We start from the raw sequence: 15,484 nt of genomic DNA on the forward strand, positions 1-15,484 counted from the left end.
CCCCATTTTCAACGCCAAGCCACGCCTCAAGGCGCGGAGCCATTTCCGGGGAAATTGAGATTGACCCGCAAAAACGGACACCTATCCTTTTGATCAGGAGGTGTCGAAATGGGCAGGCATCGTACCCCATACCCTGTGGAATTCCGGGCCCACATGGTCGAGTTGGTGAAGGCCGGAAGAACGCCTGAGGAGCTGGCGCGCGAGTTCGAGCCGACCGAACAGACCATCAACAACTGGGTCGCGCAGTTCGATCGTGATGCGGGTGTGCGTCATGACGGGCTGACGACGGCCGAGCGGCAGGAACTCACGCGGCTACGTCGTGAGAACCGGCAACTGAAGATGGAGCGAGACATTCTCTCGCAGGCGGCGGCCTGGTTCGCGAGGGAGACGGGAGCCGTTCCACCGAAGGGCGGTACGGATTCGTGAGAGCGAACCGGGCCCGCTGGCCCATTGCGAGGATGACGCGGCTGCTCAGGGTCTCCACGAGCGGCTACTACGCATGGCTGGTGCGTGAGCCATCGAAACGCTCGTGTGGCGATGCGCAACTGCTCGCGCGCATCCGCCACGCTGCATGCGAGTTCGCGCGGTACGTATGGGGCACCACGTATCCATGCGCAGCTCGCGCGTGAAGGCGTACACGTCGGACGCAAGCGGGTCGCACGTCTGATGCGCATGGCCGGTTTGCGTGGTGCGAGCCGGCGGCGCTGGCCGCACACTACGCGGCAACGCGTGGGAGCACGCCGCGCTCCGGATCTGGTGCGTCGGCACTTCCGTGCCGAGGCGGCGAACGTGCTGTGGGTGGCGGACGCCACCTACATCCCGACCGGCGAGGGGTTTCTCTACCTGGCCGTTGTCCTCGACGTGTTCAGTCGCCGCATTGTGGGCTGGGCGATGTCAATTCATCTGTATGCCGAACTGATGCTGCGCGCACTGGATATGGCGTTGCTTCAGCGACGCCACGAGGGCGTCATTCTACATTCGGACCAAGGATGTCAATACACATCCATTGCATTCGGGCGGCGCTGCCGCGAAGCCGGCGTACAACCGTCGATGGGGACGGCCGGCGACGCGTACGACAACGCGATGTGCGAGTCGTTCTTCGGCACGCTCGAAGCGGAACTGCTTTCGCGCGAACCCTTTGCTACCCATGAACAGGCCCGGCAGCGCATCTTCTGGTTCCTGGAGGGCTGGTACAACGTACGCCGCCTGCACAGCAGCATTGGCTATCGTTCGCCGCTTGAATTCGAGAACATCAACGTTAAAGGGCAAACCGTGTCGCCTTGCGGGTTGCCCACCGGCGGGCAGCGTCATGGTCGTGAGAGGCGACCCGCCGCCCGCCCGTGGACAACCCGCGACTCAACGCTTAACGGAGGCTTCTATGTGGCATTGGAAGTCAAGCCCTTTCGCGATCCATTTTCCCGTCAGTTATCTCCCATTCGAGAGCGCGAGAGGTTATCCACCACCGGCCAACGGGTCGCTTGTCACGACCATGACGCTGGCCGGTGGTGGATAACCTCCTCGATAAGATGATTTGCAATCCTCCATATCAAGCGAGAACAGCAGTGAGGTCGGGGTGTCTGAAGTCCGGACAAGTTGACCGGACCAACTTCTATCCGTGCCGGCCACCAGACCGGTCACCACATACCGCATGCGCAAGGCGCTGGAACCACCCCATTACGGACGCGCCCCATCTAGAACCACGGTTATCCGCCGGACAACCCACCTCCGTTCCGGGCGCGCCAAACCTTCAAACGCTGCTGCCGCTCGACGTTGGCTGTTCAGGTCGCCGTCACCTTCTTCGCAGGCGGCTTGAGGGTTGCCCCGAGGGGAATCTCGCCGAATTCCAGATAGCGCCATAGCGCGACCGCCAGACGTCTGGCAAGTGCCACAATGCCGATGCGTCGCATACGCTTGCCACCGCCTGCAAAGCGCTCGTTGAACCAGTCGCTTAGCTGGCTGCTGCGCTGGAAGCGCAACCAGCTCCACGCCAGTTCCACCATCAGCCATCGGACTCGCTTGTTGCCGATCTTGCTGATGCCCTGCTCAACTTCACTCGTACCGCTGGCATAGGGCGTCGGGGCCAGGCCCAGGCAGCCGGCCACTTCACGGCGGTTGTGAAACTGTCGCCAGCCGAACAGTTCCCTGACCAGGACCCAGGCACTGCCCGTTCCGATACCCGCGAGGTGCGCGAGCCGCGCAATCGCGGGTTGCACACCGCTGCGCACCTCGCGCTGCTGCTGTGCCTCAAGCGTCCTGATCTGCCTGGCAGCCAGCGACAGCCGCTCACATTCGCGCTCGATCTCGGCGCGCAGGGCTGGCAACAGCTGAGTGGTGTGCTCGGCCCACCAGTGCGCCCACGCGCGGCCACCGATTCGCTCGGGCCGCAGGTTGTGAAGTACCAGCAGCGAGCGGATGCGGTTGCTATGGGCAGTGCGCTCCTGGCGCAGGCGATCGAGTTCACGGTGTACCCGCCGCTCATCTTCCTGTTCGGGAGTCGGGATGCGCGCGACCGCCCACACCCGGCGTTCACCAGCGTAGTAACGCATCAGCATCGACAGCAGCTTGTCGCTGTCAAGCCGGTCAGTCTTGGCGCGACGTCTGCGTCGGTTCACTTCGATACTGGCTGAATCCACCACCAGGTTCGTGATCTGATGTGCTTCCAGACAGCGGTGCAGCCAGAAGCCGTCACGCCCGGCTTCGTAACAGCTCCGCACCGGAGCATCGGCCGCCAGATGACAGCGCGCTTTGGCCTTTGCAATCGCCGTGAAAACTGCGGCCGTATCGCCGGCGGCCACGGTGCAGCGGCTCGGCGCGCGCACCCCATCGCCCAGCGAGAGCTTCCAGCTCCTGTCACCCAGTTCGAAGGCGACATACAGCGATCCGGTGATGGTTGTATCCTGCCCGCGAAGGGCCGTGCGAGGCGGATTCATTTGCGTACTCCTCTCGGAAAACGGGTGTCGGGATCCTCGTTTTACTCCAGGAGGCTTACTTCCGTGGCGCCCTTCCATAGTATCTAGATCACATCAAATCGCTGGCTGCAAATCCGTCCGTCGAACCGGGCCAATCTCACCTCAACGGCACCGATGGGTCGGGTCGTGCCGCTCGCAGACACGCTATGACCGGCCCGGCTCGGCGATTAACGTTTGCTCCCGACTCGGCAATCGCGACCGGCGCATTTCGTATCAAGCCATCTTAGCGACGGCCACTGCGGGCCCACACGTAGCGTACCCAACGTTGCCATCGACCCTGTTGCGCAGCGGCAGTATTACGCTTTACCTGCTCTTCGCGGTCGCGCTCGACGCTCTTCTGTACCTGTTCGTGGATCTGGCGCAACGTCAAGCCACCGGGTCCTTTCAGTTCGTCCGGATCGGAATTGTCTGTCATGGCAATGGCTCATTCCTGAGAAGATCGATTTGATCTTGATACATATGGGGAGTCGCGGCAAGCACGCGACCGCTGCCTTCGAATCTGTAGGACTGGCACAATCGAGATGAACTTCTACCCGCTCGGGAATCCTCATGCCAGACGCTGTCCCGCCTTCGCCGCCTTCGCCGCCTTCGCGGGCTATAGGCCCCCTGTTTGCCCTGTTTCCCTTCATGCGCCCGTATGCCGGGCGCTGGGCGCTCGCGTTCCTGGCGCTGGTGACGTCGGCGGGCGCCACACTGGCGTTGCCGGTGGCGTTCAAATACCTGATTGACCGTGGCTTTGCTGCGGGTGACCGTACGCATATCGATCGCTATTTCCTCGCGTTATTCGCCGTTTCGCTGGTACTGGCCGGCGCCACGGCACTGCGCTTCTACCTCGTGTCGTGGCTGGGCGAGCGGGTCACGGCCGATTTGCGAAGTGCGGTCTACGACCACGTGCTGGAGATGAGCCCGCAGTTCTTCGAAACCACGCAGACCGGAGAGGTGCTGTCGCGGCTCACCACCGACACCACCTTGATTCAGACGGTGGTGGGCACCAGCCTGTCGTTGGGGTTACGCAACTTCTTTCTGCTTACCGGTGGCGTGGCGATGCTGGCAGTGACCAGCCCTGTACTGTCAGGCTACGTCATCGCTACGCTGGTGGTGGTGGTCGCTCCCATCGTTGTCTTCGGTCGGCGCGTGCGCCGCCTCTCGCGCGCCAGCCAGGACAAGGTAGCGAACGCGAGCGCGCTGGCGGGCGAGGTCCTCAATGCCATGCCGACCGTCCAGTCGTACACGCAGGAGTCCTTTGAGGCGCGGCGGTTTGCCGGCGCGGTGGAGGTGGCCTTTGAGACCGCGCTCAAGCGCATTCGGGCGCGTGCCTGGTTGACCGCCGTCGTTATCGTGCTGGTATTCGCCGCCGTCGTGTTCGTCCTCTGGCTTGGGGCGCAGGCTGTGCTAGCCGGGCGGATGACGGCCGGCCAGTTGTCCCAGTTCATCCTCTACGCGGTGTTCACCGCCGGCGCTGTGGGAGCTGTCGCCGAAGTGTGGGGCGATCTGCAGCGGGCTGCCGGCGCCACCGAACGTTTGTTGCAACTGCTGGTGGCACGCTCGCCGGTGGTGCAGGCCGAGGCGACGGTCGCGCTGCCGGCGCGCGGGGACGGCATCCGCTTCGACAATGTTAGCTTTTCGTATCCGTCCCGCCCCGGCATCGCTGCACTCGCCGGGCTCTCCCTCGACGTCCGCGCGGGCGAACATGTCGCGCTGGTTGGACCGTCCGGCGCCGGCAAGACCACGCTGTTCCAACTGCTGCTGCGATTTTACGACCCGCAGGCCGGCAACATTCTGATCAACGGCGTCCCGACGCGACAGGTGCCGCTCCTCGAGTTGCGCAAGGGAATCGGGGCAGTGCTGCAGGAATCGGTGATCTTTTCGGGCAGCGTGCTCGACAACATCCGCTACGGCGCGCACGAGGCCACACTCCCGCAAGTGCAGCGGGCTGCCGAAATGGCCGCTGCGGCCGGCTTTATCGAAGAACTGCCGCAAGGCTACGACACGTTTCTAGGCGAGCGCGGAGTACGACTGTCTGGCGGACAGCGCCAACGCATTGCGATCGCCCGCGCGATCCTGAAGAATCCGCCCGTCCTGCTGCTGGACGAGGCCACCAGCGCGCTCGACGCTGCCAGCGAACGCCTCGTACAGAAGGCGCTGGACAATGCCGCGCAGAACCGCACCACGCTGGTCATCGCGCACCGCCTCGCGACCGTACAGCAAGCGGACCGCATTGTCGTGCTGGAGCAAGGCCGCATCGTCGCGCAGGGCCGTCACGCCGACTTGCTTCTGAGCTCGCCGCTCTATGCCCAGCTTGCCGCCCTGCAGTTTGGCGAGCAGGTTGCGCATACGGGACAGAGCGACACTGAGTGCGATCGCGTCGACTCGGCGTGAAGACACGATCCAGGTCGGCACGGGCAACCGCAGGGCTCCCAACGGATCGACATGACGCGGTAGCGTAAGGCAATAAGCGGCCAGGAGCGGTCATCGGCCCGCGCATTTGCGGGTCACCCGAATGACCGATCCGCTTGCAAGCGGCCGTACCGGTTGCGTGCGCCCGAACGGCAGGAACGCTCATGTCGCTTAGCGACGCCGTCCTAAGGTTTTCTTTTGCGGACGCCAAGCGCCCGCCGGTCACCGCCGCTATGCGGCGTTCATCGCGTGGCCTACCCGTGATGTACTCACTTCATTTTCGAATCGCTGGCTACCGGCTGTTCCGCAAGGTCAAGTGATTCGCCACCGACCTGACTCCGCGCACCGATCCTGCCGTGTTGCCGGCGAGCGCGATCTGCCTGTGCTCAGGCACCCATCCCGTGAGCGTCACGACGCCGAGGCGCGCCCTGACCCGAATCCCTGAAGCATCCAGGCTCGGTGTCCGCCTGAGGGCGCTGCGGACGTCACGACTCACCGCACTATCCGGCCTGTTCTGAAGCCGCGACGTCGAGTACGCCACCCGATGCGCTGTCGCGCCAGCACCCGTGTTCTCACCCGTGTGTGCGCGAGCCTGGATCGAGCCGCAACTCATGGGGACCATAACCAGGATCGCGCAGATTTTGACGCTTGCACCACTCACATTCATTCTCCCCTGCAGCAAAATACGGTAGACCCGCAAGTCCGCAGCTTTGCGGGCGGTCTTCGTTTAGACGGTGTTAGAAGGAACTTCCGGTCAGACCTGGTACCCCTGAGGCATGAGAGAGAAACGTAAAGCCTACCCGACAGACGTGTCAGACGAAGAATGGAGCTTCGTGGCAGCGTATCTGACGTTGATGGATGAGAGTGCACCACAGCGTAAATATGAGTTGCGCGAGATGTTCAATGCGTTGCGCTGGATGGCTCGCGCTGGGGCTGCGTGGCGAATGCTGCCGACCAACTTTCCGCCGTGGGAACTCGTGTACCAGCAGACGCAACGATGGCTGGCGGCCGGCTGTTTATGAGTGCATGGTGAGTGATCTTCGTTCGATCATCCGTGTCGCGCAGGGGCGGCAGGGGCAGCCCAGCGCGGTGATCCTTGATGGCCGTACGTTGCAATCGACATGTGAGAGCGGTCCACGCGCAGGTTATGACGGCTACAAGCGCAAGCGTGGCAGCAAGGTGCATATGGCGGTCGACACGCTGGGTCAGTTGCTCGCCGTACACGTGACACCGGCCAACGAGCAGGAACGGGCACAGGTTGCAGAACTGGCGCGCCAGGTGCAGCAGGCAACGGGAGAAACCGTGAAAGTGGCCTTTGCCGATCAGGGTTACACGGGCGAAGCTCCTGCGCAGGCCGCGCGCGCTCAGGGAATTGATCTCCAGGTGGTCGAGCTCGATGAAGCGAAAAAGGGTTTCGTGCTGTTGCCACGTCGATGGGTAGTCGAGCGCAGCTTCGGATGGCTCAACCGCTTTCGACGCCTCGCACGTGACTACGAACGCTTGCCCGAAACACTCGCAGGTCTGCATTTTGTCGTCTTCGCCATGCTTATGCTTGTCCATGCAATCCCAGTACTTCGAAGTTCCGTCTAGGTTCGTCGTTATCGGTGAATGACACAAGGGGTCGGCTATGCCTTCTGCATGGAGCGAGGCACGTGAGGCGATCCGACGTCGCAGGCCGTGGGACTCAGTACGGCCATCACCGGCCGCTCGCCAGCGCGCTCAGGCGGACGTTCAAACGTCGGCTTTACCTAAACAGCTGCGGACCTTCGCGCGCCGACCATTCCCAGAGCGCGGCCTGCCGAAGCGGGCATTCGGGTAACCGCCTCTTCGTTGGCAGTCTGTATCAGCGCGGAGGCCCGCTTCGAGCGCGCCATGACGGACGGGGCGTCGTCGGTCTGGCTGCCTCGCACGATGGTCGAACAGATGAGGCCTCGCGAACTGACCGCTCGAGGGCCCGACTCGAGAAAGCCGTGTGCCAAGGCCAGGACCTGACCCGTGCACACGGCCCCGATCAATGATCGAAGGCTGCGATGGTGCCCGAACGTTCATCGAGAAGCAGACGGCCTGCGCGCGGACCACCATCAAAATCGAAGAGTCCGTTCAGCGACCCCGCGACCGCATCTGCGGAGCCATTGCCAACGCGCGGCCCCCCCCAGTTGTCTTCGATAAAGCGAATAATGGAGGACTGATCGGTCACCTGGTGGTCGATGTAGTTTGTCTTCGCCCAGGGCGATATCACCAGCAGCGGCAGTCGAGGGCCGTAGCCGCAGCGCCCGTTTTGCGCGCCGCCTGCCGGGTCGTTCGACCGGGGTTGGCCACAGCTCCCCGGGGCCAGCAGTTGATCATCCACTGCGTTGGACTGGTAGACGACCGGTCCCATCACATGGTCGTACCATCCATCGGAATCGTCGTAGGCAATCACGATTGCGGTCTCACGCCACTCGGGTGAACGCATGACATCGTTGACCACGCCTACGATAAACGTCTGCTCGTCCAGCGGATCGGAATATCCGGCGTGTCCATCCTGGAACGCTCGCGCTTTCAGGAAACTCACCGCTGGGAGATTGTGATTCGCGAGCGCGGTGTGAAAGCGGCCCAAATCGTATTGATGGTTTGCCTGGTCAGTCTTGCCAATCGCTGCATCGGAACCCGGCGGCGTATGCAACGGGTTCTGCGTGCTCTTCCAGTACTGAAAGAATGCGTGGTGCGGGATGTAGTCGGCGCCCGCGCTACTCCCCGACACGTTGTTATGGGCCAGCTTGCAGTTGTCGAAGCCGCCCATGAATGCGCCCCAGGTGATACCCAAGTTGTTCAAATGGTCGCCGATGTTTTCACCCGACATAGTGATCTGGGTGCGCGTCGGATCGGAGCACATGTCGCCCGCCGGGTCCGGATCGCCGATAACGGCACCACTGGTTGCCCCGTTGGCAATGTTACCGGCCGCCGAACGGCCATTGGTGATTGTTCCTGCAAAGGTCGTGCCGGCGACAAGATTGAGCAGGCCGGGCGTCGACGGGCCAAAGCTCGTCCCGAATGAGTTGTCGCTCATCGCATAGTGCTGGGCGTAATTCCACAGCGCGGTCACGGTGTTGCCGTCGTAGTAGCCGAGCGTGCTGTTCGATCCGATGATGGCGTCCTTGCAACTGTGCGCGAGGAAGCGGTCCATGAGCCCGCCGTGAAACGCGTACTGTTCGTCGCCGTAACCATGATCCTGATCGCAAGTCACGGGCACGCTGCGATCAATGCGGAACGGATTCGCGCCGTTGGGATTGTTGGTCAGCAAACCTGCGCTCAGCAGCGTGTTCGCCTTCGGAGTATCGTTCGCCGGCTGACCGAAGAAGCGCGAGCCGTCCTTATTGGATTGTGCGTGCGGATAGGTGCCGAAGTAGTGATCGAAAGATACGTTTTCCTGAAAGATCACCACGATGTGCTTGATCGGGGTTCTGGTGGAAAATTCACTGTCCGAGCGGGCCGGTGTCGAGACCATCATTCCCGCGCTCACGACGATTGCCAATGTTCTGGCCGGTGTTAACCAATGAGGCTTCAGCGTTTCCATGTGCGGACTCCTTTAGATTCAATTGGCAATCACAGTGGGATGCTTCCCGCAAGCACCTGGTCGAGGCCGTGGGATGAGGCGGCCGGATCAGGGCTGGACTCAGCGTAGGTAGCGGGTATGACACTTGGGTGACAGTCGCTCCCGGGGTTGAGTGCATCTCCGCCATCACGTCTGCGAGCATCGGTTCGTTAGCCGTACGACGGTATTCATCAGAATCATCTAATCGCCACGGCCGGGACACATCCTCGCCCCGCTGTCGTCATGCTCAGCGGCTAGCCAAACGGCAGAGCACGCGTCTAGGTGCGGCTTCGGCGAGGTGTGAAGTTGACTGCGATCTGACGGCGTTTGAGGCTGCAGTCGTTTAAGACACTATGACTTTCGGTCAGGCAGAAGCTGGCGCTTGATAGGTCAGGCGATGTCCTGCCATGTGATCCGATGACTCAGGAGACGCACACGGACCAACACAAGCCCCTTCAACCCTCTTGCCAAACGGGCAAGTCCTTATAGATGGGTGTCTGGCGCGATCCAGTTCGCAGCCAACTGAAAGAAAACCTGGGCGCGATTCGAATCCGTAAGGAGCGTGCATCCGGGCAAACACGTCGTCCATGCGTTTGAGCGCATCGTTGAGCCACGTGCGAATAGGATGCAACGGATGGTCTTTCGGCACAAAATCATCCAGCTTCAACACCGTGAACATCGACTCCGTAAAACCATCGGCCCCGCGCACCCGTTTCATCTCGCTCACATTCATGATATTGGCTTCAACGTTTACCCCTTCGTCCCGGATGACGGAGAAACGAGGTATTTCAACAGCCTGTTAGATCACAGCGCAGAGTCGAATCGGCGGCCTCCGGATAAAATCCGTTGCCCCCATTACCTTCACGCCCGCCCGGCTTGAGCGTACCGCCATCATTCATCGGTGAGGCTTTCCTGAAGGTCGCCTGCTGCACAACGTGTGCGGCCCACAGTTTCAATATTGGTTGCGGCGGTGATTGCCGGCGGATGTAGGGCGTTGTCACGTGCGTATGGCACAATCGGCGTGGGCTGCCGTTCCTCGCTAGACTTTAGGTTCCGACGTGATGCGGACCAACCAACTATCAGGCTGTGTCGCTACCTTGGCTGTCGTCTTGTCGCCGGCTGTAATGCTGTCGATAAGAGGGGGCACCGGCTACTGCTTTTTCGTTATATTCGCGCTCGCTCTGGCCTATCTTGGCAAAGCCGAGCATCGGCGTCGTGCGGCGGCGCTGTTTCGCGACCACCGGCTCTTCGTGCTGGGTCTGATCGGCATGCCGGCGGTCGTGCTGTTCCAGATAGCGGTTTTTCGAAGCAGCACGTTCCCGGCATTGGATCCGCTCCTGCGGCTGGCTCTCGTCGTCCCGAGTTTTTTCTATCTGGGGTCGCTGGCGTACCGGCAACTCCGCCTCGTGCAGTGGGGATTTGTCGCGGGCGCACTGGGCGTCGGTACGTGGGCCATCTACGCGCACTTTCATCCGGCCGTCTGGGTCGCCCCCGGTCGCCTCGGCAATTCATTTACCAACCCGATCCCTTTCGGCGACACAGCATTGCTGCTCGGTTTCCTGTCGATTGTGTCGATTTCGCGAGGCAGGCGCGCACGCATCACTGAGGTGGCGATCAAGATTGCGGCGTTTCTGCTCGGCGGATATGCGTCATATCTGTCGGGCTCGCGCGGGGGCTGGATTGCGGTGGCGCTGCTCGTATGGACAACCGTCGGCGGCCGGCACTGGCTAGCCAGCGGGCGGGCACGCATTACATTGGGCTGTGCGATCGTGGCGTTTTTCGTGGCACTCGGATCCACCAGCATTGTTCGCCAGCGGGTCGACGCCACCGTGTCCGACATCAAGCAAATGCAGCAAGGCAACATCGATACGTCGCTTGGCCTGCGCCTTCAATTGTGGCGCGCATCCGCGCTTCTGTACTCGCGCCATCCGGCGTTTGGCGTGGGGCGCGGCCGTCTGGATGAGGCGCTGAACGAGCTTGCCCAACGCGGCGAGGCGCCGCGGGCGATCGTCAACGCGGGCGCACATAGCGAGTTCTTTTCGACGCTTTCCCAAATGGGAACGGTGGGCGTGGCCGCCCTGCTGTTTCTGTACGTCGGGACCTTCACACCGTTCTGGCGGAACCGGCTCAGCGCGGACGGCGAAATCGCTACCGCATCGTATCTGGGACTCGCCGTGGTTGGCAGTACGATCATCTTCGGGTTGACGATTGACGCGTTGACGCTCGTGATGAGCGCAGCCTTTTTCGCGCTGAATGTAGCAACACTGCTTGCGTGGATCGAGGCGCGCAAGCGGGAAATCGGCGAAGTGGACAACTCACGTGCGCTGAAGCTGGAACGGCCTCCGCGAACGATTCTCGTGGCCTGCCCACGTCGCATAGGCGATGTGTTGCTGGTGACACCGCTGGTCCGGTCGATGAAGACGCAATGGCCCGAGGCCATGATCGACATGATCGTGTTTCGGGGTACAGAGGGGGTACTTGAGCACAACCCGGACCTGCGCCGCGTCATTGCTGTCGCTCAGCGCGTCCCGGTCCTTGAGCGAATTGTCGACGCGGCGCGGATCTGGCGGCGTTACGATCTAGCCTGCGCAGCCACCGACTCCGATCGCGCACTGATTTATACGTGGCTTGCCGGCCGCAAGCGGATCGGGCTCGTCAATGCCGATCGTGTGAAGTGGTTCGCCCGCGTCATGCTTCACCGTATCGCGCTCGACCGGCAACTGCAGGCACACGTGGTGCCGAACACCCTCGAACTGGCGCGGCTGGTGGGTGTGACGCCGCGTGCGGAGGTGGTCGCACCGGGCATCGGTCCCGATCCCGAGCGCAGAGCCCGGTTCGAGGCGCGGCTCAATGCGCCGCCCGGCGCGATGCCGGGGCAGCCCATGGTCGTGCTGCACCTGTGCGCCATGTACGGGTATAAGCAATGGACCGTCGATGGCTGGGCCGCAACGATCCGCTGGCTGCGCGCGCAGGGCTTTGCTGTCGCGCTGAGCGGAGGACCAGCACAGGCCGAGCGCGCGTATGCCGCGCAGGTGGTCGCGGCGGCTGGCGAGCCGGTCCTGAATCTTGTCGGCGAGCTGACGTTCGGCGAAACGGCGGAAATGATCCGGTGCGCGAAGATCTTCATTGGTCCCGATACGGGTACCACGCACGTTGCGGCCGCATGCGGCACGTTGACGATCGCGCTGTTCGGCCCAGGCGACCCGGCTCGCTGGGGGCCGTGGCCATGCAACTGGCCGGTGGGTGAGGCGCCGTGGGCTCGACGCGGCTCAGGCCGGCGCGGCAACGTGTACCTGTTGCAGGGGGAGAACAAGTGCGTTCCGTGCCGGCAGGAAGGGTGCGGCCGGCATAAGGAAAGCACAAGCGATTGTCTGACCGGCCTGCGGGCAAGCCGCGTGATTGCTGTCGCTGCGCAACTGCTTGGTATTCAGGCGCCGACACAGGCCAAGATCGTCGGCATCAGCCGATAGAGGCGCCCTGTGGGCGTTGGCTGAACGGCCGGACTGACGATGAGATGCCAGATGAGATAAATACACTTCGACGGCATAGCAGTTCAAGCGAAGACTATTCAACTGCATGATTGTAGCCAGCGCGCTTTGCGACAACGCTATGCGCCTGTGTACTAATAATATGGGCTTTGAGTAATTCGTAGAAGCAACGGAAGTTGCGACAACGGACGTTGCTGCTCCGGTTCTGCGACGATTCGCGAGTGTTCGCTCAGGCCGTGAACTTGCCGGCCGACATGACCGTACGAATGACCGTTGTTACCTGGGGAACAGCCATTGATGGAGAGCCGACCTGTAGGGCCGAAGTGGGTCGTGAGTGTGAGTTCGCTGCTGCAGGAACTGCCGCCCGGCTGATCGATGGCGACACCGTCGGCGATCCGTCGCACTGCCGACGTAGAACCCCGTCCTCCCCAACGTCGGCATTGGCCGACGACTTGCCCCTCAGTTCACGCCTGATGCACAACACCTTTGACCGATAATGGTCCGCGAGCGAAAGCAGGGAATGAGCGCTCTGGTAGATGCAGTTGAGACTGCGTGCGCTCGATCGGAGCGAAGATATTGGCGCGACGGTGGTTAGAGTTAGGCCAACTGCCACCGAAGTCCTTGCCGTAGTGAATTGACGTTGCTTTGCCGCATAAAGGGACAGACCGTCGAGAATTTAAGTGTCTGCCTATCAACGCACCTGGCCGAACCGGTCCGATCGCGATCGGAGGAAGTTGGACGTCGGCCTCCGAAGTATTGTGACCGTTCCTTCTTTTCACGAGGTGGTTCATCGACCATCGCGGTGATTCGAAATCAGTCAAACTCGTCGGCCGCGAGTCGCTGACGCTGAGGAAAGCGAATGCTCTTTGCCGATCCATTGCCGACGGTCGGGTCGTCGCGGTTCCAACGGCAGGTTTCGGAGTGGAACGACCATACTGCGCCTTCGTCTATGGACTCGTCTTCGGCCTGAGCCGTCATTCGAGCATCGGTGCCGGTCAGGCGGGTATGGGGCGCTTTCCTGTCATTCACAGGTCCGTGGTCGCGAATGGCTCGTCCCGCGGAAAGTGAATGAGTACTTGCGACCCACTGCCGCCGTACGGCCCGGCTTCACCTCAAGGGCCGCTTCCAACGGCGGATTCAACCGGTCGATGCAACACAATGAACGTCGCATGAGCGACGAGGTCGTTGCGCTCCGCGTCGACGCGAGCCCGCTGTTCCGCAACGCTCGCTATGCGACGAAATGACCGTGCCGGCTTCTGCGAGCCCTTCTCCAGTCACGAACGCCTGTTGCAAGGCAATGACGTAGTGTTTGACAGTCATGTTTGATCCTCGGTTGATAAACGCGCCGCATGGTCGGAAAGGCGCGGTGGCATTGATATCCTCTCTCTGCCATGACTGGACCTGTTCGACGCGACAGGCTACCGAGCCGGCGAAATGCCGCTGGCTGGCGACAGTCTGCGCAGCAAGATCGACACCTATACCAACGTATCGCCGGCTGACCACATGGATTAAGCGACGATCCCAATGTAGGGATGGTTCAATCGTTCGCCTCGGTCTATCGTTCTTCCAAGCGGGAAAGTCTCATTGCGCTGAAGAGCGACCCGAATCAGACAGCACGAGGTGAACGGTTCCATGGACAAGTTCATGAGCATGCGCATCTTCTCCGGAGTAGTCGAGGCGGGAAGCTTCAGCGTCGTTGCGGAGCATATGAGTTGCAGCAAGGGGATCGTATCGCGTGCCGTCCTGTCACTCGAAGACCAGCTGCAGGCGCGGCTCCTGCAACGCACGACACGTCGGGTATCGCTGACGGAACCCGGCGAGCGCTACTACCAGAAGTGCAAGAGGATCCTGGCCGACCTCGACGATGCCGAAGCCGAAGCACGCGACGCCCACACCCGCGCGCGAGGAAAACTCCGCGTTCACTGCGTAACCGATCTCGGCCTCGGACAGTTGACGCACTCGATCATCGACTATCGCAGGCGTTTTCCTGCCGTTTCAGTGCATCTCAAGTTCCTGCCGCGTATGGCGAACCTGATCGCAGACGAGGTGGACGTCTCCATCGTGTCCGCGCCGACGCTGCCCGACTCGCGCAACGTATGCAAGCTGATCTGGCAATGCGAACGTGTGCTGGTGGCCGCGCCCGCTTTTCTTCAGACGCATCGGATCGAAAGAGCGAGCGACCTCGAAGATCATGCGCTGACGCCGATCCCCTTCAACGCCAAACCCGACGACCATCCCATCGGGTTGAGCCTCGTCAGGTCCGCGGAACCTGAAGCGGGCAGCCAGTTCGTCATCAACGACACCGAGGCGACCGGTCTCGCGACGCTGGCGGGCGCAGGCATCGCGGCATTGCCGGTCCATTGCGTGATTGACGACATCCGGAATGGAAAGCTCATTCAGTTATTCCCTGAGCGTCGTCTTCAACGCACGAGAGTGTTCGTCGTCTATTCATGTAGACATCATATCGACGCGAAGATCAAAACCTACGTCGACTTTATGACGTCGCACCTGAGGGAAACGCTCGATAGCAGTTTCGGGAGCGTGCCCGCCAGTGAAGCGCTCAATCGCGTTGCGCAGATTTGTTTGGCTTCGGGCCTTTCTGATGTACGCAATACAACCTGAACCGTCAGACATTTATCGTCGTTGGTCAATTAAAAACGCGCTGTGTGACTTTCTTTCGCGCGTGATGGAGAACGCAAGATGCACACGATCAGACTACCTCGCATTCGGGCAAGCTATGTCGTTGCCGCGTGTATTGTGGCAATTGCCGCAATGTGTGAGTCTCAAACGCCCGGTCTGATGCAGGCCATTCTCGTCGTCGGTGCGAATGCGCAATTGCCGCTCGAATGCCTGGCCGCAGAGAGTCCAGAGAACGCCGAGCCCTCGCCTGCTGTTCCCGTCGCCGACCGTTCCGAATGGAAGGGGCATGTCCCGACGCAAGGCCGCCCGCCAGGCAAATGCTAGAAGAATACAACTCTCCCGTGCGCATTCGACGCGAGCGCCGTAGCATGACTGGCTACGAGCGAAGCGTGACCAGTTTCAAGTACTGGACGTAA

9 protein-coding genes and 4 pseudogenes are annotated in these 15,484 nt (G+C 61.6%); 7 read left to right on the forward strand and 6 right to left on the reverse strand.

What is annotated here, in order from left to right; all coding sequences use genetic code 11:
- Window positions 1-108: 108 nt before the first annotated feature.
- Window positions 109-1,248: pseudogene (locus tag OKW29_RS18950) on the forward strand (IS3 family transposase); the annotation flags it as partial.
- A gap of 530 nt (window positions 1,249-1,778) precedes the next feature.
- On the opposite strand, the gene OKW29_RS18955 reads toward OKW29_RS18950, so the two are convergent.
- Both OKW29_RS18955 and OKW29_RS18960 read right to left on the reverse strand, forming a co-directional pair.
- Window positions 1,779-2,930: an IS110 family transposase gene (locus OKW29_RS18955; RefSeq protein ID WP_429289915.1), complete on the reverse strand. Its 1,152-nt coding sequence runs from the start codon at window positions 2,928-2,930 to the stop codon at window positions 1,779-1,781.
- Window positions 2,931-3,192: 262 nt separating this feature from the next.
- A complete protein-coding gene (locus OKW29_RS18960) occupies window positions 3,193-3,384 on the reverse strand; it encodes a hypothetical protein (RefSeq protein ID WP_429292086.1) in 192 nt (63 codons plus the stop codon).
- Between the two features lie 134 nt (window positions 3,385-3,518).
- Between OKW29_RS18960 and OKW29_RS18965 the strand changes: the two genes are divergently transcribed.
- Complete coding sequence (locus tag OKW29_RS18965; protein WP_429292087.1) at window positions 3,519-5,348, forward strand: ABC transporter transmembrane domain-containing protein; 1,830 nt, start codon at window positions 3,519-3,521, stop codon at window positions 5,346-5,348.
- Window positions 5,349-5,658: 310 nt separating this feature from the next.
- Here the strand turns inward: OKW29_RS18965 and OKW29_RS18970 are convergent, their stop codons facing one another.
- Window positions 5,659-6,033: a BON domain-containing protein gene (locus OKW29_RS18970; RefSeq protein WP_429292088.1), complete on the reverse strand. Its 375-nt coding sequence runs from the start codon at window positions 6,031-6,033 to the stop codon at window positions 5,659-5,661.
- 109 nt (window positions 6,034-6,142) lie between these two features.
- Between OKW29_RS18970 and OKW29_RS18975 the strand changes: the two are divergent.
- Window positions 6,143-6,956: pseudogene (locus OKW29_RS18975) on the forward strand (IS5 family transposase).
- A 421-nt stretch (window positions 6,957-7,377) separates the two neighbouring features.
- Here OKW29_RS18975 and OKW29_RS18980 read toward each other — a convergent pair.
- Both OKW29_RS18980 and OKW29_RS18985 read right to left on the reverse strand, forming a co-directional pair.
- A complete protein-coding gene (locus OKW29_RS18980; RefSeq protein WP_429292089.1) occupies window positions 7,378-8,922 on the reverse strand; it encodes a phospholipase C in 1,545 nt (514 codons plus the stop codon).
- Between the two features lie 553 nt (window positions 8,923-9,475).
- A pseudogene (locus tag OKW29_RS18985) lies at window positions 9,476-9,649 on the reverse strand (IS5/IS1182 family transposase); the annotation flags it as partial.
- Between the two features lie 559 nt (window positions 9,650-10,208).
- Here OKW29_RS18985 and OKW29_RS18990 point away from each other — a divergent pair.
- A pseudogene (locus tag OKW29_RS18990) lies at window positions 10,209-11,009 on the forward strand (O-antigen ligase family protein); the annotation flags it as partial.
- A 255-nt stretch (window positions 11,010-11,264) separates the two neighbouring features.
- The gene (locus OKW29_RS18995) at window positions 11,265-12,410 is read left to right on the forward strand and encodes a glycosyltransferase family 9 protein (RefSeq protein WP_429292532.1); all 1,146 of its coding nucleotides are present in this window, start codon (window positions 11,265-11,267) and stop codon (window positions 12,408-12,410) included.
- A gap of 831 nt (window positions 12,411-13,241) precedes the next feature.
- Here the strand turns inward: OKW29_RS18995 and OKW29_RS19000 are convergent.
- Entirely contained in the window at window positions 13,242-13,406 is a 165-nt protein-coding gene (locus OKW29_RS19000; protein WP_429292090.1) for a hypothetical protein, read from the reverse strand.
- A 666-nt stretch (window positions 13,407-14,072) separates the two neighbouring features.
- Here OKW29_RS19000 and OKW29_RS19005 point away from each other — a divergent pair.
- Both OKW29_RS19005 and OKW29_RS19010 read left to right on the forward strand, forming a co-directional pair.
- The gene (locus OKW29_RS19005) at window positions 14,073-15,050 is read left to right on the forward strand and encodes a LysR family transcriptional regulator (protein WP_429292091.1); all 978 of its coding nucleotides are present in this window, start codon (window positions 14,073-14,075) and stop codon (window positions 15,048-15,050) included.
- A gap of 78 nt (window positions 15,051-15,128) precedes the next feature.
- The gene (locus OKW29_RS19010) at window positions 15,129-15,392 is read left to right on the forward strand and encodes a hypothetical protein (protein ID WP_429292092.1); all 264 of its coding nucleotides are present in this window, start codon (window positions 15,129-15,131) and stop codon (window positions 15,390-15,392) included.
- The last annotated feature ends 92 nt before the right edge of the window (window positions 15,393-15,484 follow it).

This window comes from Paraburkholderia sp. CI3, assembly GCF_050436505.1.
In the GTDB taxonomy this organism is placed as follows: Bacteria; Pseudomonadota; Gammaproteobacteria; order Burkholderiales; family Burkholderiaceae; genus Paraburkholderia; species Paraburkholderia tuberum.